Below are 19,823 nucleotides of genomic sequence, written 5' to 3'. Positions count from 1 at the left end.
GATTTGTATGTTCAATTTTTAACAACTTAAACATGAATATGCTTTCATCTTTATCAATAAAGAAAACCCTAGTTTACTTAACTAGGGTTGTGACGCTTTCTTTTTATTTTTTCAACAAGGTTTGTGAAAAATCCTTTATTAGTTGATTGTTCTTCTTTCGTTTCCTGCTTTTTCAATCTTGACTGTAAGTTCTCTTTCATCGCTTGGCTAATCTCACTTAAACTAACAGCCTCTCCCTTCAATTCTCGCTTAGCCATTAAAGTTAGCACTTCAATATAACTCATTGCCAGCGCTGATGTTAAAACGGACGCCGTCGTTCCACTTATAATACCTCCTGCTACAGTTCCAGCTCCTGGGATTAACTTCACTAAATTCGATACAATGTAACGGCCTAAATAAGTGGCTCCGCTAGTTCCACCAATCGCTCCTAATATAGTGGCCACGCTTGCACGATCTAGCGATACGCCAAAGATAGCCGTTATGTGTGACATCATCGTTATTTGCATCGGTACGAGTAAGGTAGCATCTGAAAATGGAATGGGCACAAAGCCAACACCAAACGTTGTTGCCACATAGCTCCTCGCCCAACGCCTGGCTGCCTTAGCCTTACGCTCAATATCCACTTGTTGGGCATTAATAAAAGCTTTGCGGCTATCCTCAGGCAAAACATCAAACGTTAGTGCAATCAATTCTTTCAAACCACTCTGAGGAATGGTCATTGTTTCTGAAATGATAAACGTTTCTGCCATGATAGGTAAGACACCGACAATATGAAGATTCAACTGATCAATATATGTTTTAAATACCTCTGCATGCTGACCCATTGCTTGTGTGAGAACGACAATAACCGGTAACAGCTGGGCTAATTCATTAATAAAATTAATTTCCGCTTCTTCAATGCGAGAGCTGTTGGCATTGATACAATAATAGGCGACATGAATGGCTTGGTCGATGCCTAACGACTTCTTTTCATTAATAGTCGTTATAATTTCTTTTCGAACATCGGATTGGACTGTTTCACTCAACTCTAGTCCTCTTGTATCATAGAGGACAATCGGTACGCCTTCTTTTTGAATACGTCTTAAATGTTTCGTTACGGGCTTTCCAACGCCTGTTGTTGCTAGTTTTTCACGAAATATGTTGTTAACAAGGGTACTTTTCCCGACACCTGTTTTTCCAACGAGCATGACATTGACGGGTGTCATATTCTTGATTTCCTCTTGTGTCTTATTTAGTAAGTCTTCAACTAACGTTAAATCAACAGTCTGTTTCCCCATCGTAAATCAACTCCTTTATTAGCAAAAAAGAGAAGGCTGTTTTACGACAGCTTCTCTTTTTATTTGTTTAATTTTAATTATCTTGACCGTTAAACATGCTCGTCTCAAAGTGGTGGAAGAGTTGATAGGCATACTCCGACATCTCTCGACTGCTTTCTTGCATATCATTTTGAATCCATGTTTGAATCAGCCCTTGGTAAGCATACGACAATGCCGTAGCTAAATAAACAGCTGGCACGGAACCATCAATCGATTCGAATAGTCCTACTAAGTGATCCTTCAAAATTTCATTAAATTTATGGTGGAAAGAGTAACTACTATTTTTACTTGTCAGTGCTTTGACAAATCGATGGTTCTCTTTCACATATTCAAATACACTCGTAATTTTTTGGATAATTTCTTCTTTTTGTTTACCTGAATCTTTTGTACTTGCTTTTGAAATGATAAAGGTTCCCATTTCACGGAATTCAACCAGTAATTGGTTTACACTCTTTTCGAATAAATCGAACTTATCAATATAATGAAGATAGAATGTTCCACGGTTAATACCTGCTAGGTCTGTTATTTCTTTAACAGTAATTTCCTCAATTGCTTTTTGTTCTAACAATTCTGTTAAGGCATTTAAAATCTCTCTTTTCGTTCTAATGACACGGCGGTCTGTTTGCTTGGCACTTGTTTTCATAACGGCCTCCTCTAATCATGAGTGACTTCTATTAGACTTATTATAGCTAGAACCCTTACGTTTCACAACAGTTTTAGATAGTAAGTTGACTATTAATACCCTTGTTGAGTAACATCCAAATGATTTGCTTATCCAATCTAGAAGCACTATAATTTATTTATAAGGAAGCTAGACTATCCTTTGATAATTGACACGTCTAACAGAGAGGAGAATTGGAATGACTATGGAACATACGTCCCACCCACATGTATCAAACGAAGACAATAAAAAGGTACAAGACATTGTTAATAAAGTGGTCGCTACAGAAGCTGTTTACCTTTTCAAACTTTATCATCGTCACTTTTATGTTAAAGGCTCTCACTTCTTCACCCTACATGAAAAATTTGAGGAGCTATACACCCATACTACAGAGGTATTTGATGAAGTTGCAGAACGGTTACTGGCAATCGACGGTCAACCTTATAGCTCAATGACAGAGTTTATTGAACATTCTGCTCTGGAAGATTACCCTCAAAGTAAAAAGACAGCCGATATGGATATGGTTCGCGATACAATTAGCGATATTCATGCTATTGTGAAACTTCTAGTAGATGCCATTGAATTGACATCGGAAGTTGGCGACTCTGTTACTGAAGATTTATTAATTGGCTATAAAACTGAATATGACAAACAAATCTGGATGCTAAATGCCTTTTTAGGACGAGCAGCAGAATAAGTCTAAAACCGTCAGAATATTTTCTGACGGTTTTTTTATGGTGTTTTGTAAGATACAGCTATTTTATTGAAGCTGTATCGACTTTAAAGCACGGCAATAAAAAACCCCCTTAGCTTTTCAGCAGGGGGCAAGTTTTTTATTTCAAGAACCAAACCAACGACTAAAGAATCCTTTCTTGGCTTCTTTTTCCTCAAAAGCTTCTAATTTCTTTTCAGTTTCTTTGGTTTCTTCTAGTTGGAGGTGTTGTATTTGCTGATTGGTTTGTAAAGTTAATTGTTGCTGCTGATCGAGTAGCTTTTGCATCTGTTCAATTTGTTCATCTTTTTTAGCTAATTGTCCTTCTAAAATCTCAATCATCTTGATATCACTTTTGCTATCACTGCTATCAGAGGTGCTATCTTTATGCTATCTATATAATATCACACCGATATCTGGATGGAAACTATTAGTCAGATATTTTATTCTACAAGATTGAAAATAAAATGCTTTTATCTGCATCTTTTTGTCAGTGCTAAACTAAATTGAACAGTTTTCGATGAACAAGATTGAACACTTTCGGCAAAAAATATCTCCAATCCTGTATACTTTTAAAGGTATCTTAGGTTATTGGAGGACGAAAGGTGAAGAAGAAGTTAATGTTATATTTGGAAATTCAACAGATGAAGGAGCGGGGCTTTTCCATCCAACAAATCGCAAAGCAGTTGAAGGTATCCCGCACAACGGTTTATAACTACATGGAGAAGACACCGGAAGAAGCTTTCGAATGGGTCAATTCATTAGGTTCGAGGAAGAAGAAATTGGACCCATACAAGGATTGGATTGTTGCTTGGCTTCAAGAGTATCCGCATCTGAATGCGTCTCAAATACAGGATTGGCTGCTTGAGAAATTCTCCGACTTCACCGTTGGTGAAAGTACGATGCGGTTATATGTGAATCAAATACGCGAAGAATATCAGATAGCTAAAACTAAAGTTGTGAGGCAATATGAGGCGGTCGAAGAGCAACCGATGGGAAAACAGGTGCAAGTCGATTGGGGCGAAACGCGTCAAAAGACACAGGATCAAAGAGAAATCAAATTATACTGCATTTGTTTCTTACTTTCCCATTCACGCTACCGCTATGTGGAATGGCAAAACCGACCCTTTACGACTCGTGATGCCATTCGAAGCCACGAGAATGCCTTTGAATTCTTTGGTGGCATGCCGGAAGAAATCGTTTATGATCAGGACCACCTCATCACTGTGAGTGAGCACGCTGGAGACATGATTCTGACCGCTGAATTTCAAGCGTACAAACAGCAACGGAAGTTCAGAGTCCATTTATGCCGCAAAGCCGACCCCGAATCCAAAGGAAAAGTGGAGAGTACGGTAAAGTATGTGAAACGAAATTTCGCCGATAGCCGGATTTATACGACAATCGAGAACTGGAATGAGCGCTGTTTAGCCTGGTTGGAAAGAACGGGCAACCGAAGGGTTCATGGAACAACAAAAAAGAGACCGGTAGAAGTGTTTCTCCTCGAAAAGCAACACTTAAAACCAGTCTCTAAACTACTCTCAACCGAGAGTATCACCGGTTCAAGTATAACAAGAACGGTAAACAAGGACAATACAGTTTTTTATAAATCAAACCGTTATTCCGTGCCACTAGGCACTTACAGACCGAAAGGCCTGAATACAGTGGCTATTGAAATCAAGGAAGATACGAACGATCAACAACGGCTTATTATCAGAAAACAGCCCGATGGGGAAATTCTGGCGAACCATCCTCTGGAAACTTCAACAGGCAAACTGATCAAAAATAAAAACCATGGGCGCGATCGTTCGAAGGGCATTCAAAGCTATAAGGAAACCGTTGCGCAGCAGTTCAAAGATTTGGAGCTTGCCTCACGATACATTGATATCTTGATGGAGAAGTATCCGCGCTATAAAAGAGACCAACTGGCCGTTCTACAGAAAGCGACCCTCGAATACCCCACTGTCATTGATGAGGCCCTACAGAAGTGTATGTCTGAACATCTGATGAGTGCGAATGACTTTACGGATGTGGCTAAATACTTGGCTGCCCCTCGGAAAGAGACGCCGCCTGTTCCACCCGTACAAGCAGTCCGATCGGATTGCGCTGATATCAACGTGGAGACGCATCCGATGAGTACCTATACGGAAATTCTGGGAGGTGCCGCCTCATGAATGATAGCATGGACGCGCTGCAAAGCCAGTTCAGACAGTTGCGGTTGGTGGAAACTGCGAGCGAGTTGCCCGAGCTGTTACGTAAAGCCGAACAAGCCTCCTGGACCTACCGGGAACTGGTGCAGGAGATTGTGTGCTTCGAATTAAGGAAGCGCGAGGAAAAAAGTGTTCAGAAACGATTGAGATGGGCTAAGTTCCCGTACCACAAAACACTGACGGAATTCGACCTATCAGATCAGACTTCTCTGAGCAAACGGCAGCTTACCCAGCTCCAAGAGCTTACTTGGCTTGAGCAGCAGTATAATCTCATCTTTTTGGGTCCGAGCGGTGTGGGGAAAACGCACTTGTCCATTGCCTTAGGCATGGAGGCCATCCAGAAGGGGTTTCAGGTAACATTCGTGACAATGGGAGAACTACTCTCCCTTCTGAAAACTGAAGAATTCACGCGGAAATCGCAGGTCCAGCTCAATCGGATCCGAGCATCTGATTTAGTGATTATTGATGATTTGATGTATATGGCAATGGATCAAAGGGAGGCTACCCTGTTTTTTCATTTGATCAATCATCTATATGAACGGAGTTCAATCATCTTGACCTCCAATAAGAGCCCCGACCAATGGGGAGAATTATTGGGCGATGAGGGAGTCGCAATGGCTATCTTAGACCGTATTCTGCATCGAGCGGAGGTCGTTCACATGAATGAAGCTAGCTACCGTATGAAACATCGCCAGAGCATGTTTGTGAGCGAAAGTGTTCAAAATTAATTGGCGTTAACTGTTCAATGAACTGCCCCCTGTCAAGTAGACAGGTAAATAAACAAAATCTTTGTCCCATGTATGATACTGTTCATGCATGGTTTTTTTATGCCGGAATGCTTAAGCCCATTTTTAATGTCACCCGTTGGGTATTATAAAAACCAATATATTGTTCAATATCACGCTCTAATTCTTCAAAGCTCATATAAGTCTTCAGCCGATACATTTCTTCTTTGATAATGCCCCAAAAGTTCTCCATTGGACCGTTGTCAATGCATTTTCCCACACGAGACATACTGTGGGTGAGTTGATGTTTCTTCACAAAATTATTAAAGTCGTATGACGTGTATTGATATCCCCGATCGCTATGAATAAGCGTTTGGGTTGATATAATCTTGTCTTCAATTTGGCGAACTGTATCACGAACTAAGGCATTATCATTACGTTTCGATAGTTTAAAGGCTACGATCTTATTTTCGCCATAATCCAATATGGCACTAAGATAAGCTTTGGCGTTCTCTCCATACTTAAATTCAGTCACATCGGTTAATAAGACTTCCATCGATTGATAGTCCTTTCGGAATTCTCTATTGAGGACATTATCGGCGATATGTGCAGGATTGTGGGGCTTGTAACGATATCGTTTCCGACGGATAACAGCTTTCAAGTTCAGTAATTTCATCAAACGATAGACACACTTATGGTTTACTTTAGCGTTCATGAAGTGGTTCAGATAGATAGTTATTCGACGATAGCCATAAATACCTTTATGCTTTTCATAGACTTGAAGGATTAATTCAACAAGCTTTCGAAGCCGTTTTTCCGACGCAGTCGGCTTGCGTTTCAACCACTTATAATAACCCGCTCTGCTCACACCCAAAGCATCACAGAGATGGATTACTTTGTATCCTTCTTTTTGTAGTTTCTTGATCGTTTGGTATTCCGCTTCATACCTCGTTTGCGTGACATCAACTCTCTTTCCACTTCTTCTAACTTTTTTAACGCTACGTTCTCCGTTTCTAGATACTCATTTCGTGCTCTTAAAGCTGCATTTTCAGCCCGGATTCTTTCTTCTTCCGTTTGAACAGAGTTTGGTTTGCCGCGACCTCGTCCATCTACTAGTCCGTCAGGACCATGCTTCTTATATTTTTGAACCCATGAATACACGTTATTGTAGGATACCTGATACTTCTCAGCAGTTTTTTTATAAGATAAACTATTAGCTAGGCAGTCTTGGACTATTTTGATTTTTTCTTCTTGTGTTGATTTTTTATCTGTCATCGTATACACCTCGGATTTTGGAGAATAGCTCCTCATTTCTTCCCCTTTAGTATACTTGTTTATCCAGCTCCTGACAGTATCAACTTTTGGGATATTATATTTAACAGCTAGCTGACCTATAGGTAATCTATCTTCTAAATATTCTTTCACGACTAAGTCCTTAAATTCTTTGCTATATTTATTGGACTTAGATTTAACTTGAATCCCACTAATTCCATGCTCTTGGTATCTTAAGACTTTATCCCAAAAGGACGTCCAATTAATTAATAAACCATAGGCTTCTTTTAATTCTTTGAAACTGATTCCTTCATTCAGATACATCAAAATATATCTTTCGATTTCTTCAGTTGTATGTTTACTGTTTGAACGCATAAAAATCCCCCTAAAGTAATTTTACTTTTTTAAGTGTCTACTTTAGGGGGAGCATATCACAATTCTACTTGACGCTGACACTTTTTTAAAAAGCTACTGGATCATAGTTTATGATATAATTTAAAATAAGATTTAAACGAAGAAGAACGAGTTTGTCACAATAAGAATTGAAACAAACTCAAAACATTTTATTTGTTCAAAGAAATGTTTAAGATAGCATTGCTACGCAAAACCTCTTTTAAAAAGACAAAAACCCAAGATCAAGTCCTTTTTCAGGAAGAAACTTGCCTTGGGTATAAATTCATAGTTACATGTCCACAAATTTATTTACTCTAGATCATCTATTTTTGACAAAGTGATTTCGTTATCTGTCAAAACATTAGTCAGTACTGCATCCTTTGAACTTGAAAAATTTGCTATATTATTTTCGGAATGAATAAAGACATCATAACCATTAGCACCAAGGTACAAATCTCCAGTAACCTCATCTTGTTGCAACGTTACTACATACTCATTTCCAGGAATAAAATCAAAAAAATCTTCCCCTTTGTAATCAAAATATGTTTGATCCAACTCTTCTTCTGTTAGTTCATCCCATCCATACTTATTGATACGTTCAGGATCAGAAATGTTTATCTCTTGGCGTACAGAAATTAGACCACCCCATTGATAGAATGTTACTTCGTTATTCTCAATTTCCCCTTTTAGTACATCAATAATATCAACGTGAATAGGAGTTACAGGTGAACTTGCTTTAGGGTCAATAAAAAAACCTAGTTCATCTACGCTGTTAATGCGAACTGCTGCCGCTAATTCTGCATCTTTAAAAATCTCCTCGGGTTGTGACACGTCAAAAGCCCAACTTTTTTCAATATCTACAGGAATAATTATTTTATCATCTTCTTTTGTTTCTAAAATCACATTATCTTCTGGAAGATCAATATTATTGTTAGTCGCTTCATTTTCTGTCTTAGTGCTACATGCAGTTAAACCTAATATAGTGATTAAAGTAATAATAATTTTCTTAAACATGACATACCTCCTTAATATTTTGAATTCAGAACTTTATTGGCATCACTTGTTAAACCAGTAGCTGTACCACTTACATAACCATACATAATTGAATTTCTATTCGATGAATTATATAAATCCTTTAAACCATACCCATGCAGCATCTCGTGAATTAAAACAGCTTGTATTTTACTATTAGAAAATAATTGGGTTCCATTTGATGAATAGATACGACCATCATTTATATGTACCTCAGCATACACCCAATCATAAGTATCTTTTGTGACAACCGGCATTGCATAGTAACTTCCACTCGAATTTTTTCTAAAGTTTTTAGTTTTAGCTACCGCAGCATCATTAGTGTTTCGATATTGATAGAAATCCATCTTTGAAGCATTATATGAGGATGTCTGACTCAAAATAAGTCTGTTAGACAAACCACCTCCAGGGTACATCAGCATTTGTACTGCTCTAGGAATAGAAACTGTATATTTTACCCCAGAATTAATTCGATAACTTATATCAACTCCTTGAGTCATTCTCCTATTCCAGTCTATACGTTCACCGTTAACTGTGGCTGCCTCTACATGATCAACAGAAAATAAAGATGTGAATGCGAAAATTCCTAAGAAAAAAATACTACAAAACGATTTTTTTTAGTCGTAAAACAAACCCTCTCCTATAAGTATTAGCCTCACAATAAATAAGCGTTTACTTATGTGCATTAAGATTATTATACATTAGAAATATTAATAGCTATAATAATATTTTAAAAAATTAAATAATATGATAAGTTGTAAAATTAAGTGAGAGAATATAGGCGCTTAAGTAAGAGACTTCATGAAAGGGTGATACAACTTAGTGAAGAAGGACTTTTATATGGGAATAAAGAAAAAGAAGTGTCCAGTGAAGTGATATAAATAAAGTTGTTTTTTAAAGCGAATGATTCTTTTATACACGCGAAAGAAAAAGCCTATGGCTATTCCAAAACACTTCTTCTCCTCTTCAATAGAAGAGAAAGAATGGATCGCTTTTATTAAACAGCATATCTCGAATTAAGTTTGAAGCAGCGATTCATCAGAGACTGAGTTTGTCTTAAATGTAAGTATGACAAACTCACAAAAAGAGCAGAAAACTTGTTAAATCAAGGCTCCCTGCGTTTTTAGCGGTGAGCTTTTTTGATGCGATCTTTTGAATTGGTCATACCCTCGCCACGAACTATCTTTTGTCTAACTACTGAAAGAGGGAATTAAAGTAATAGAGCGTCCTATCTTCGATTCCCATCGAAAATAAGACACTAATTTTTGTCTCTTCTATTCATCTTCTCAATTACTCGCCTTCATCTGTAACCCAGATATCCGTCGGTCCGTCGCTTCCTCCAATAATATTGGATTCAGACTGAACATTCTTACTCAATAATGACGCTGCACCAAGTACAAATACCGATAGGATGATCGCGATAATTCCAATCCGTTTCTTATCTACTGTTTTCTTGATAATCACTCCTCCTCTCAACTTCATTCTTTCCTAGCACTCAACCTACATCTTCTTACATTCATGGTAGCATAAAACTCAATTTTGTTTACTTATATTATGAATTGATTCCGAAAATTATAAGTGATATTATAGACACGATTACTCGGGAGGTTTTCATTCATGGAAAAACTAACAACTCGTGGAAAAATATTTTTCAGTCTTTTAGCACTTATTATACTCATCGTTGGCTTTACTTTGCCCTCATTCTTTAAAGCAGACGTACCAAATACCGAAGAACCGGAGACTCCAGATGAACCCGATTCGACTGAAATCGAACAAGTCGAAGTCGCCGAAAGTAATTATCCCGGTCTGCATCTCGAAATTCAAACGGCGGACACAGACACTTACCACTATGCTATTCACTCTCTCACAACAGACAGCGAGCCACTAACAGAAACGATACAAACTTGGCTCACCAATAAAAAAGAAACGTTCATAGCAAATGTAAAAGAATTTGCAAATTCTGAGCGACCGGCAGATTTAAACATTACGCTTGAGATGCTGCCCCTCTCAGAAACGATGTATAATATCATTTTTAATGTCTATGAAATAAACGGCGGTGCTAATGGAATATCTGAAGCAAAAACATTCGTCATCAATATTGCCGAAGATAAAATGTATACCTTGTATGATTTCCTTCATATAGAAAACGAGAACCACACAGCTTTCCAGGAGCTCATTCGCAACAAACTAAATGCTGATGAAAACTTACAGCAAAACCTTAGGGAAGACGCCCTGACTGACTCACTCAAACAGATCGACCAGCTACAATGGACAATAACCAAAGATGCACTTACGATTTACTGGGACAAATACGAAATCGCCATTGGAGCAGTCGGAAATATTCAAATCGAGGTTCCACTCGCCGAAATCGAGCACCTCTTAACCACAACAGCGCATGACATCTTACAGATTGAAGTGGTTGAAGAGCCAGAAACATCCGTCGAGCAAGAGGAACAGGAACCCGAAGAACCAGAAGATCAAGAACCATCTGGTGAAATAGCCACCGTGCCTACACCACCTCCGTCTGCCGGACCACAGGTAGATGGTAAATATGTAGCGATTACTTTTGATGATGGTCCCCATCCAAAAGTAACCGAACAAGTTTTGGAAACCCTAAGAACTTTTAATGCAAAGGCCACCTTCTTTATGCTGGGGAACCAAGTCGATTTCTATCCAAACTTAGTCCAACAAGTCGCCCAAGAAGGTCATGAAGTGGGTACTCATAGTCAAACACATGCTGACTTAACCGTAATTGGACAAGACCAACTGCAAAATGAGTTCGCCTTTACAAACGAGCGCATCAAAGACATTATCGGGTATTATCCAACACAGTTCCGACCACCATATGGCGCGTATAATAGTTCCGTCATTAACCAAGCAGTCAACTATGGTCAGAAAATCATTATGTGGTCTGTTGACTCACTTGATTGGCAATCGCAAGATCCAGTAGCGATTAATCAGATGGTTACGTCACAAACCGTACCCGGTTCTATCATCTTGTTACATGATATCCATGATGCAACAGCTCAAGCACTACCAACGATCTTAACCAATCTCCAAAACCAAGACTATACCTTCGTCACTGTCTCCCAACTACTAGAACTACAAGGAGCCACAGGCGTGGGCCCACATTTTGGGAATTATAAGTAAGGAGTTTACCAGAATAAATAATCTAGATTCTAAATATTACAGAACTTATAAAAATGAAAAAGCATCCGCTTTTTGATCTTATCTTCCAATCCGGCGAGCGTTGGCTCGCCTTCCTTATTGTGCTTTGAGAGGATGTCGAAAATCTCCACGAGATTTTCATCAAAACAGCTGGGCAAGTGGTTGCACACAAATTTTGTGGCTACAAACTCACCCCACGGGGTGAGTACTGTAGAATAAACTTGAAACCACCATATTCTGGTTCATACAGTGATACGTGCATGATGGAACACGAATTCTGACTCATACGGTGGTATGTGCACGATGGAACACGAATTCTGGTTCATCCCACAGTATGAACCCAGTGGCATGCGTTTGTGACTCTTTTCCACCCGTCGCATTCAAAAGTATCAGCATTATTCCCACTCACCCTCATAAAATCTAGAGACAAAACGTTAACCAACTGCGTCCTATCAGCGTTTAATTTATAATCCCTTATACTACAAAAAAAGCTTGAGCAATTGCTCAAGCTTTTTTAGGCTAATCTCTTCTTCTGCCGCCACCAAATAGCAAGACTAAACGAAGTAATTGCAAGAAACTCATAATCGCCGCTGCAACATAAGTCAGAGCTGCTGCATTCAGTACTTTTCGAGCCTTTGGTACTTCATCTTGCTCTAAAATACCACCGTTACTCAAAATACGTAACGCTCGTCTTGATGCATTAAATTCAACCGGTAATGTCACCACTTGAAAAATAAAGGTCAATGAAAATAGTAACAATCCTAATTGAATCAAGAAGTATGATGAGTTACTGTTCAAAAAGAATCCAATTAAAATCATTGGCATTGAAATAGATTGTCCAATATTAACAACTGGTACCAAAGCGGCACGAGCACGCAACGGAATATAGTTCTCTTGGTCTTGAATAGCATGCCCCACTTCATGAGCTGCTACCCCAATAGCTGCAACCGATGTTGATTGTGCTGTCGCATCTGATAGTCGTAAGACTTTATTTCTTGAATCATAATGGTCTGTTAGATCCCCTGCAATCCGCTCCACACTCACATCACGAATACCAGATTTTTCAAGAATATAGCGCGCTGCTTGAGTTGCTGTATAGCCTTTTCTACTCAATTCTTTACTGTATTTTGAAAAACTACTTTTCACATAAGCTTGTGCTGCAAGCGAAATAACTAAACCAATCATCACCAAAATATAGGTGCTGTCCATTGGAAAAAATAATGGCATAGTGTTCTCCTCCCTTAAGGTTCGCTTTTATAAAATAATTATACGCTTAAAATAAGACGATTTGATGACTTTTTTATTAGGGATTAGTTAAATTTTGCCCTTTCTGTTAGACGTTCGTCAAATTGCTTAATAAAATGATCGTAAACATCAGACCATTGATCCACTCGTTTAAAGGGAGTCTCCAACCCTCGATTAAAGTGAGCTGTGTATAAAATACCCGTCCCCTTAAATTGATGCAGCTGTTTAACTGTATCATCAATTAAATAATCGGCACGAACAACCTCTTTGTTGCCACAAAAAATAAAATAATGAGGATCTAGAAATGGAAAATGATCTTCTAACCAATGAAATTTATCGGTAAAAGTTCCAGGAACTTCCATTGCTGCGGTGGCAATATAGACATCATACTGATCATTTAAAGCACGAACAACTTCAACGGCATTTTCTTTGACTTCCAATTTACGGGCAAATCCCGGCTGATTAAACTCCCCTAAAACAAACTGTATCATTTCTTTAGGTAATTCGCTTTTTTTCATCATGTGTCCGAGATCATCTGCACTTAGTTGCTGCTGAAAATGAGCGTTAAATCGTTCGATCAAACGTTCTGTCGTTTGACACAACACATCATCCATATCAATGGCAATACTCAAGCGTTTTCCCATGGAACCATCCCTTCAAATTTTTCTCTCTCACTATTATACCACAGTGAGAGAGAAGACAAAAAAGCTAGCTCCTATTAGAGCCAGCTTTCCAAAATTTATTTTCCTTCTGCTTGATAATCTTCTTCATGAGGTAAAACAAGGTTTAAGATAATACCTGCCAGCGCACTCAATGCCGTTCCTGATAATGATAGATAGCCCATATCCAATGTTGCGCCACCTAATCCCAATACTAACATCGAGCTAGCAATAATTAAGTTACGAATTTTACCAAAATCAACTTGTTCTTCAATCAACACTTTCAATCCGTTACTTGCGATAACACCGTATAACAAGATTGACATCCCACCTAAAACAGCATTAGGAATGGTTGAAATAAGAGCAGTAAATTTACCTAAGAAACTCATAATCATAGCAAAGATAGCTGCGTTACGAATAACCGATACAGATGCGATACGCGTCATTCCAATTATTCCTGTATTCTCACCATAAGTCGTATTAGCAGGTCCACCAATAGTAGCTGATACAAGTGAAGCTACGCCATCACCAATTAAGGTGCGTGATAAACCAGGTTCTTTTAAAAATTGACGGTTACAAATTTTACTTAATACTGTGTGGTCACCGATATGTTCTGAAATGGTTACTAATGCAACCGGGATAATAGCTAGGGCTTCAGGACCAAAGTATAAACGGTAGCTTTGGAAATATTCTGTTTTAAAGGGCAGGTAAAACTGTGGCAATTCAAACCAGTTTGCTTGTCCGATTGGTGCTAAATCAACAATACCAACCATCATAGCAACGATATAACCACCAATAACACCACATAGGAATGGGATAATTTTGAAGAAGCCTTTTCCTTTTGTGTTAACAAATGCGGTAATCAGAAAAGTTACGACTGCAACAAAAATATTACGCCAGTCGCCCCCGCTGACAAAGCCTGAATTAGTCACAGCAGAGTTAGCTAATCCTAGACCGATAACCATAATCATCGGTCCGATAACAATCGGTGGTAATAAGGTATCAATCCATTTTGTTCCGACTAACTTAACTAAAATGGCAGCAACCACATAAACGAAACCAACAAGAATCACACCTGTTTGAGCAGCGCTAATGTCGCCACCCATTTGTTCAATGGCTACGGCCATCGCTGTAATGTAGGCAAACGATGAGCCTAAATAAACAGGAACTTTCGCTTTTGTAGCAATTTGATAAATAAGCGTTCCGATTCCACTTGCAAACAAAGCAACAGAAACAGGCATTCCTAAAATTAACGGAACTAAAATTGTTGCTCCAAACATTGCAAAAACATGTTGAAAACTCAATAAAATACCTTTTAGTACGGGTGGCTTCTCATCCACATCTAATAATAAGGGTTTTGTATTAATCGCCATATTGACTTCCTCCTAATTTTGGGCATAAAAAAATGCCTCTCTTTTTGAATAAATTCGCAAAAGGGCCTATTAGTGGTATCAAATATGGAATTTGTACCCTTCTTGATCTCTCTGGATCAGCTTAAAGGATTTTGCTTTGATTAGTATAACAGAATGATTTTGTTAAAACAATAACTTATCTTTTTTTGTGAGAATACTTTTTATAAATTTTAATCAAACTTTCGCTAAACTATTACAATACTTTCAAGAAGTCTTCACATCTTTCCAGTAATATATAGTCAAACCTGATATTTTTCTGATTAACCTGAAATGGAAGCTGCAACTTCCTCCTTCAACCTAATCCTAATAAATAATTAAGCTAGAGCTCTTTTTAGGGCTCTATTTCTTTTTACCTTTTTTAAGTTAAAGGGAGATAAATTTATTTGATCGGATTCAAGTGTTATAATGAAAATGAACGAAAAATAGGAGTTGTATGTAGATGAAAAAAATTGTAGATAGCCAGCAAATGAAACAAATTGACGATTATGCAATTGAAACGATTGGGATACCGTCATTGGTCTTAATGGAAAATGCTGCTAACCAAGTGGTTCATCATATGGCTGACCATATTAGCCAAGAAGACATTATCCTAGTTGCTTGTGGCAGCGGCAATAACGGTGGTGACGGCATGGCTATTGCCCGAATCCTTTTAAATCGAGGTTACCAAGTGGATGTCTTTTTTGCAGGTAAAGAGTCCTCATTAACAACAGAAACAGCAAAACAAATGGCGATTATTGAAAAGTTAGATATGGTTATTTGGGACTCTATTGATGAAATTAATATTAGTAATTACACAATAGTTGTCGATGCCCTTATTGGGATTGGCTTGCAGGCTGATCTAAGTGATGACTATATGACCGTCGTAAACAAAATAAACGAACACGAAGGTTTAGTTTTTGCGGTGGATATGCCAACTGGTATTTCGGCTGACAATGGTACAGTCATGAAAGTCGCTGTGCAAGCTGACTATACCATTAGCTTTGGTTACAGTAAAATTGGGCAATTGTTATTCCCTGGAAGTGACTACTGTGGCGAAGTCAGCATTGCTGACATTGGCTTTCCTCCAGTTGCAATGGAATCTGTGTCCTCACACTACTATAGTTATGATCAATCCGATTTAGCTACAGTGCCTCGTCGAAAAGCTTATTCTAATAAAGGGACTTTTGGCCGTGTCTTAGTCATTGCAGGTTCTGAAAATATGAGTGGTGCAGCTTACCTTTCAGCTAAGGCAGCTTACCGAACTGGCGCAGGTTTTGTCGAAGTATTAACAACTGAATCAAACCGCAATATTATCCAAGCTCAAGTTCCAGAAGCTGTTTTAACTACTTATAATCCTGACATGCTTAATGATGTTGATGAAAAAAATAAAATCAAAGAAGCCATCTTGCGCTCTGATACCGTCGTGATTGGACCAGGGATTGGCATTCAAGAAACAAGTCATCAACTGCTTGACTTAGTTACCTTATATGTCGAAAATCCCGTTGTTTTTGATGCAGATGCGATTAATGTGATTTCGAATTACTACGATACGTTCCCATTATTGCGCAACAATACTTGTGTGCGTTTAAATGAGTTCTCAAATACATTGCCCGCCCAATCTATTATTACACCGCACTTAAAAGAGCTTGCTCGTTTAATGGATCGAAGCATATCTGACTTACAAGACAATTTATTAACGACAGCTGACCAGTGTGCGAAGGATTCTAGTCTGATTTATGCGATTAAAGATGCCCGAACGATTGTGACCCATGATCATGAACGTTATATCAATGATTCAGGTAATAGCGGTATGGCAACTGCTGGCAGTGGTGATGTTTTAACGGGTATTATTGCTGGCTTGCTTGCTCAAGGGTTAGAACCATTTGAAGCAGCCAAGCTAGCCGTTTATATCCATGGTTTAGCTGGCGATCAAGCTGCCAAAGAAAAAAATGAATACAGCATGATGGCATCCGATATTATCGAAGCCTTGCATGTTGTTTTGAAGAAATAAAAAAAGATGCAGTAGAAATCAGTCATTCGATTTCTACTGCATCTTTTTCTAGCCATTAACGACTTCGCCGCCGTTAATGTGGATGGTTTGACCAGTCACATAACTGGAATCATCGCTTGCTAGGTAAACATAGGCTGGCGCACACTCGTACGATTCGCCGGCACGACCTAGTGGCTGGCTGCCACCGTGTTCCTCTTTCGTACGACCGACTGTTGCTGGAATAAGTGGTGTCCAAATTGGGCCTGGTGCTACGGCATTAACGCGGATTTTACGTTCAGTAATCTCATCGTTAAGGGCTAGAGACCGGGTAAAGGCAACGATGGCACCTTTTGTTGATGCGTAGTCAAGCAGCTTGGGCGATCCACGGTAGGCAGTAATGGATGCTGTATTGATGATGCTTGCGCCCTTAGCCAAATGCTTTAAGGCCGCCTTCACTAAATAAAACATGGCAAATATATTGGTACGGAATGTTCGGTCTAACTGGGCTGCGCTAATATCCAAGATTGATTCTTGCTCTAGTTGTTGGGCAGCATTGTTGACTAAAATATCGATATCGCCAAAATGTTCAACAGTACGACTGACAATCTCAGCTGCAAATGCTTCATCACCAACGTCACCCGTTAGCCACAAGACTTCCGCTCCATATTTTTCGCATAGCTGGCGTGTTTTCTCTGCATCGGCCTCATTATCTAAATCAGTGAGGACTAACTTCGCTCCTTCTTTGGCGAAGGCAACCGCTGCTGCTGCACCAATCCCGCTATCAGCACCGGTAATCACAGCAACCTTCCCCTCTAACTTGTTAGCAGCTCGGTAATAAGGATTGTCGATTTGTTCTTCGGGACTCATAGCGTGACTGTCATCGTCTTGGAAGTACCCTTTTTTCGGCTCTTCTGTTTCAATTATGTCTTTTTCTTTATCCGTCATGTCGTTTCCTCCTATTCGTTTGCTTCACTGTTACATGAAAATTGTAGCAATAATAGTTGGAAATGACTAACGATATGGTTAATTAGTCTTTATCTGCGTCTCTTGTTTCTTTAGAAACGTGGAATACTTTTTCGCTGCGTTCGTAGGGAACATCCACTTGATTGTGGCGAACATTCAATACACGAGCAATGATAAAAAAGTAATCGGATAGACGGTTAATAAAGGTTAAAACAAACGGATTGACTTCATTTGGCTCATCTTGCATAAAGGTTACGATAACACGTTCGGCATTGCGGGTAGTGGTTCTTAGAACATGTGCCCACGATGATGCTTCGGTTCCACCCGGAATAATAAAGTACATAGTTTCTGGTGGTTCAGTGCTGTAGCGATCAATCAGCCCTTCTAACCACTCAATATGACTTGCTGTAATCTTATCTTCTCGGTGACCTCTTGGTACGGATAAATCTGACGTACAGTCAAATAAAAATTGTTGGATGTTCCGAATATCCGATTGTATATCGGTAGCTTGGTCATCTTGGCTTAGTTTCGCTTCTAGAACACCACACCATGAATTAATATGATCGACCTCACCAAACGCATGGATACGCGCGTTGTTTTTTTCAACAGCTTTTCCGCCACCAATTCTTGTTTTTCCTTTGTCCCCTGTTCGGGTATAAATAGAATAGCTCATTTTATACAACTCCTTTCTCACTATTGTATGTTATTTTTGATGTTTAGGCGATATCTGCGACCTTGGGATGAGAAGTTTTTAGAGGGACTATGTTAAACTAACAGTATCATTATATAAAAAAGAGGTGTCTTTTATGGAAAAAAATCGTGATAGGATTCAATCTGAAAAAGACGATATGCGCTTTATCAAATTTTGGGGTGGGAAAAAGCTCATCTTTACATTTGCTGCACTTATTATGCTTGGCGTTTTGATTATGATTTTTAATCATATATCATTTATTTTCCGCCCACTTCAAGTAATTTTCTCTACAATTATAGCGCCCATTATTTTAGCTGTCGTCTTTTTCCATATCCTTAACCCGCTTGTTACTTGGCTAGAAAAAAAAGGACTCAATCGAACTATTGGAACAGCCATTGTCTTTGTGGCCTTTATTTTATTATTGGCCTATGGACTTATTTTACTAGTTCCTGTTTTAGTTGATCAAATCACTAATTTTGTGGGTGATTTTCCCGACTATATTGATGCTTTAACTAAAAATATAGAAAATTTTGCATCAGGTAGTATTTTTGAATCCTACTACGATGATGGTGTTGAAAACCTCAATAGTATTGTCGGCGACATTCCATCCATGATCTGGGATTGGGTTAGTAATTCATCACAAAAAATTGTTAATGTCTTCTCAACGATTTCCAATGTCTTTGTTGTCATTGTGACTTTCCCGATCATTCTATTCTTTATGCTATCAGAACGTGGTAAATTCCATCCCTTTGTGATGTCATACCTGCCTCCCATTTTCCGTCATGATGTGACTGTCCTATCTAACCGTATGACAAATGTGGTGGGGTCATATATTGTCGGTGAATCATTAGTAGCATTAAGTTTAGGTGTCTTGCTCTTAGCCGGATATTTGATTATCGGATTAGATTACGCCTTTGTATTAGCTATTATTGCAACTGTAACGGCGATTATCCCTTATATCGGAGCAACAATTGGGATCATACCTGCTTTAATTGTAGCAGCCTTTACCTCACCTTTTATGTTACTCAAGATGGCCATTGTTTGGGTGATTGCACAATTCATTCAAGGTAATGTCATCGAACCAAGTATTATGGGTAAAACATTGAAGATGCATCCATTGACGATTATCATTGTCTTACTCATCATGGGTAATTTGTTAGGTATTGTTGGAATGATTTTAGGTGTACCTTTGTTCGCGATTATTAAAGTGTTGCTCGAATACTTCTTTGAGAAATTCAAAAAACGTTACAACCGCTACTATGCTATGGCTGACGGGCCTTATGTGATTGATCCTGACTTAGCTGGCGACACGGTTCAAACAGATGCTAACGGTAATGTGATTGCTGATGAGTCTGAAGAGACTAGTGAAAAAGAAGATGAATAGACAAAGGATGCTGG

The 19,823-nt window shown here is 38.7% G+C and carries 18 protein-coding genes and 1 pseudogene; 6 read left to right on the top strand and 13 right to left on the bottom strand.

The annotated features are described in order from the left end of the window. Window positions 1-77: 77 nt before the first annotated feature. Window positions 78-1,277, bottom strand: coding sequence for a YcjF family protein (locus tag BW721_RS10550; protein WP_076768423.1), 1,200 nt, complete (start codon window positions 1,275-1,277; stop codon window positions 78-80). A gap of 73 nt (window positions 1,278-1,350) precedes the next feature. Beyond that, window positions 1,351-1,959 (bottom strand): TetR/AcrR family transcriptional regulator, encoded by a 609-nt coding sequence (locus tag BW721_RS10545; protein ID WP_076768422.1) that lies wholly within the window; start codon window positions 1,957-1,959, stop codon window positions 1,351-1,353. A 217-nt stretch (window positions 1,960-2,176) separates the two neighbouring features. Here BW721_RS10545 and BW721_RS10540 point away from each other — a divergent pair, with 217 nt between their 5' ends. Then, window positions 2,177-2,674, top strand: a complete 498-nt coding sequence (locus tag BW721_RS10540; RefSeq protein WP_232222919.1) for a Dps family protein — start codon at window positions 2,177-2,179, stop codon at window positions 2,672-2,674. 141 nt (window positions 2,675-2,815) lie between these two features. Here BW721_RS10540 and BW721_RS10535 read toward each other — a convergent pair whose 3' ends face one another. After that, on the bottom strand, window positions 2,816-3,031 hold the full coding sequence (locus BW721_RS10535; protein ID WP_083686868.1) for a DUF536 domain-containing protein: 216 nt from the start codon (window positions 3,029-3,031) through the stop codon (window positions 2,816-2,818). Window positions 3,032-3,309: 278 nt separating this feature from the next. Here BW721_RS10535 and istA point away from each other — a divergent pair, with 278 nt between their 5' ends. Together istA and istB are read left to right on the top strand one after the other, a co-directional pair. Beyond that, window positions 3,310-4,860 carry an IS21 family transposase gene (gene istA, locus BW721_RS10530; RefSeq protein WP_232222984.1) on the top strand — a complete coding sequence of 517 codons (1,551 nt, stop codon included), beginning with the start codon at window positions 3,310-3,312 and terminating at the stop codon, window positions 4,858-4,860. Beyond that, window positions 4,857-5,624 (top strand): IS21-like element helper ATPase IstB, encoded by a 768-nt coding sequence (istB, locus tag BW721_RS10525; RefSeq protein WP_068561764.1) that lies wholly within the window; start codon window positions 4,857-4,859, stop codon window positions 5,622-5,624. Before istA ends, istB begins: the two co-directional genes overlap by 4 nt. Window positions 5,625-5,721: 97 nt before the next feature. Here the strand turns inward: istB and BW721_RS10520 are convergent. The 5 genes and pseudogenes from BW721_RS10520 to BW721_RS11870 form a co-directional block, all read right to left on the bottom strand. Next, window positions 5,722-6,555 (bottom strand): annotated as a pseudogene (locus BW721_RS10520) (IS3 family transposase); the annotation flags it as partial. Beyond that, the gene (locus tag BW721_RS12125) at window positions 6,513-6,896 is read right to left on the bottom strand and encodes a helix-turn-helix domain-containing protein (RefSeq protein ID WP_172545084.1); all 384 of its coding nucleotides are present in this window, start codon (window positions 6,894-6,896) and stop codon (window positions 6,513-6,515) included. The gene BW721_RS12125 and the pseudogene BW721_RS10520, both read right to left, overlap by 43 nt. Window positions 6,897-7,595: 699 nt before the next feature. After that, on the bottom strand, window positions 7,596-8,300 hold the full coding sequence (locus BW721_RS10510; protein ID WP_076768420.1) for a hypothetical protein: 705 nt from the start codon (window positions 8,298-8,300) through the stop codon (window positions 7,596-7,598). Window positions 8,301-8,311: 11 nt separating this feature from the next. Continuing rightward, a complete protein-coding gene (locus BW721_RS10505; RefSeq protein ID WP_076768419.1) occupies window positions 8,312-8,818 on the bottom strand; it encodes a hypothetical protein in 507 nt (168 codons plus the stop codon). 790 nt (window positions 8,819-9,608) lie between these two features. Next, on the bottom strand, window positions 9,609-9,794 hold the full coding sequence (locus BW721_RS11870; protein WP_156892245.1) for a hypothetical protein: 186 nt from the start codon (window positions 9,792-9,794) through the stop codon (window positions 9,609-9,611). Window positions 9,795-9,935: 141 nt separating this feature from the next. Here BW721_RS11870 and BW721_RS10500 point away from each other — a divergent pair, with 141 nt between their 5' ends. Further along, on the top strand, window positions 9,936-11,468 hold the full coding sequence (locus BW721_RS10500) for a polysaccharide deacetylase family protein (protein ID WP_076768418.1): 1,533 nt from the start codon (window positions 9,936-9,938) through the stop codon (window positions 11,466-11,468). A gap of 537 nt (window positions 11,469-12,005) precedes the next feature. Here the strand turns inward: BW721_RS10500 and BW721_RS10495 are convergent. From BW721_RS10495 to BW721_RS10485, 3 genes are all read right to left on the bottom strand, one after another. Continuing rightward, on the bottom strand, window positions 12,006-12,713 hold the full coding sequence (locus BW721_RS10495; protein ID WP_076768417.1) for a zinc metallopeptidase: 708 nt from the start codon (window positions 12,711-12,713) through the stop codon (window positions 12,006-12,008). Window positions 12,714-12,796: 83 nt separating this feature from the next. Further along, window positions 12,797-13,375: a 5' nucleotidase, NT5C type gene (locus BW721_RS10490; RefSeq protein WP_076768416.1), complete on the bottom strand. Its 579-nt coding sequence runs from the start codon at window positions 13,373-13,375 to the stop codon at window positions 12,797-12,799. 95 nt (window positions 13,376-13,470) lie between these two features. Next, complete coding sequence (locus BW721_RS10485; protein ID WP_076768415.1) at window positions 13,471-14,763, bottom strand: uracil-xanthine permease family protein; 1,293 nt, start codon at window positions 14,761-14,763, stop codon at window positions 13,471-13,473. Between the two features lie 478 nt (window positions 14,764-15,241). On the opposite strand from BW721_RS10485, the gene BW721_RS10480 reads away from it, so the two are divergent. Next, window positions 15,242-16,792, top strand: a complete 1,551-nt coding sequence (locus BW721_RS10480; RefSeq protein WP_076768414.1) for an NAD(P)H-hydrate dehydratase — start codon at window positions 15,242-15,244, stop codon at window positions 16,790-16,792. Window positions 16,793-16,840: 48 nt separating this feature from the next. Here the strand turns inward: BW721_RS10480 and BW721_RS10475 are convergent, their stop codons facing one another. Both BW721_RS10475 and BW721_RS10470 read right to left on the bottom strand, forming a co-directional pair. Beyond that, window positions 16,841-17,716: a glucose 1-dehydrogenase gene (locus BW721_RS10475; RefSeq protein WP_076768413.1), complete on the bottom strand. Its 876-nt coding sequence runs from the start codon at window positions 17,714-17,716 to the stop codon at window positions 16,841-16,843. Between the two features lie 82 nt (window positions 17,717-17,798). Further along, a complete protein-coding gene (locus tag BW721_RS10470; protein ID WP_076768412.1) occupies window positions 17,799-18,407 on the bottom strand; it encodes a cob(I)yrinic acid a,c-diamide adenosyltransferase in 609 nt (202 codons plus the stop codon). 133 nt (window positions 18,408-18,540) lie between these two features. Here BW721_RS10470 and BW721_RS10465 point away from each other — a divergent pair, with 133 nt between their 5' ends. Continuing rightward, entirely contained in the window at window positions 18,541-19,809 is a 1,269-nt protein-coding gene (locus BW721_RS10465) for an AI-2E family transporter (protein WP_076768411.1), read from the top strand. Window positions 19,810-19,823: the final 14 nt, after the last annotated feature.

Source organism: Jeotgalibaca sp. PTS2502 (assembly GCF_001975685.1).
Classification (GTDB): domain Bacteria; phylum Bacillota; class Bacilli; order Lactobacillales; family Aerococcaceae; genus Jeotgalibaca; species Jeotgalibaca arthritidis.
This window is presented reverse-complemented; position numbering and strand designations above follow the sequence as displayed.

Bases quoted from the DNA above. Each gene is read 5' to 3' on its own strand.
- BW721_RS10500 (WP_076768418.1), top strand. From the start codon at position 9,936: ATGGAAAAACTAACAACTCGTGGAAAAATATTTTTCAGTCTTTTAGCA.
- BW721_RS10495 (WP_076768417.1), bottom strand. From the start codon at position 12,713: ATGCCATTATTTTTTCCAATGGACAGCACCTATATTTTGGTGATGATT.
- BW721_RS10465 (WP_076768411.1), top strand. From the start codon at position 18,541: ATGGAAAAAAATCGTGATAGGATTCAATCTGAAAAAGACGATATGCGC.
- BW721_RS10510 (WP_076768420.1), bottom strand. From the start codon at position 8,300: ATGTTTAAGAAAATTATTATTACTTTAATCACTATATTAGGTTTAACT.
- istA (WP_232222984.1), top strand. From the start codon at position 3,310: ATGTTATATTTGGAAATTCAACAGATGAAGGAGCGGGGCTTTTCCATC.
- BW721_RS10485 (WP_076768415.1), bottom strand. From the start codon at position 14,763: ATGGCGATTAATACAAAACCCTTATTATTAGATGTGGATGAGAAGCCA.
- BW721_RS10540 (WP_232222919.1), top strand. From the start codon at position 2,177: ATGACTATGGAACATACGTCCCACCCACATGTATCAAACGAAGACAAT.
- BW721_RS10475 (WP_076768413.1), bottom strand. From the start codon at position 17,716: ATGACGGATAAAGAAAAAGACATAATTGAAACAGAAGAGCCGAAAAAA.
- BW721_RS10470 (WP_076768412.1), bottom strand. From the start codon at position 18,407: ATGAGCTATTCTATTTATACCCGAACAGGGGACAAAGGAAAAACAAGA.
- BW721_RS10505 (WP_076768419.1), bottom strand. From the start codon at position 8,818: ATGACTCAAGGAGTTGATATAAGTTATCGAATTAATTCTGGGGTAAAA.
- BW721_RS10480 (WP_076768414.1), top strand. From the start codon at position 15,242: ATGAAAAAAATTGTAGATAGCCAGCAAATGAAACAAATTGACGATTAT.
- BW721_RS10490 (WP_076768416.1), bottom strand. From the start codon at position 13,375: ATGGGAAAACGCTTGAGTATTGCCATTGATATGGATGATGTGTTGTGT.
- BW721_RS10535 (WP_083686868.1), bottom strand. From the start codon at position 3,031: ATGATTGAGATTTTAGAAGGACAATTAGCTAAAAAAGATGAACAAATT.
- istB (WP_068561764.1), top strand. From the start codon at position 4,857: ATGAATGATAGCATGGACGCGCTGCAAAGCCAGTTCAGACAGTTGCGG.
- BW721_RS12125 (WP_172545084.1), bottom strand. From the start codon at position 6,896: ATGACAGATAAAAAATCAACACAAGAAGAAAAAATCAAAATAGTCCAA.
- BW721_RS10550 (WP_076768423.1), bottom strand. From the start codon at position 1,277: ATGGGGAAACAGACTGTTGATTTAACGTTAGTTGAAGACTTACTAAAT.
- BW721_RS10545 (WP_076768422.1), bottom strand. From the start codon at position 1,959: ATGAAAACAAGTGCCAAGCAAACAGACCGCCGTGTCATTAGAACGAAA.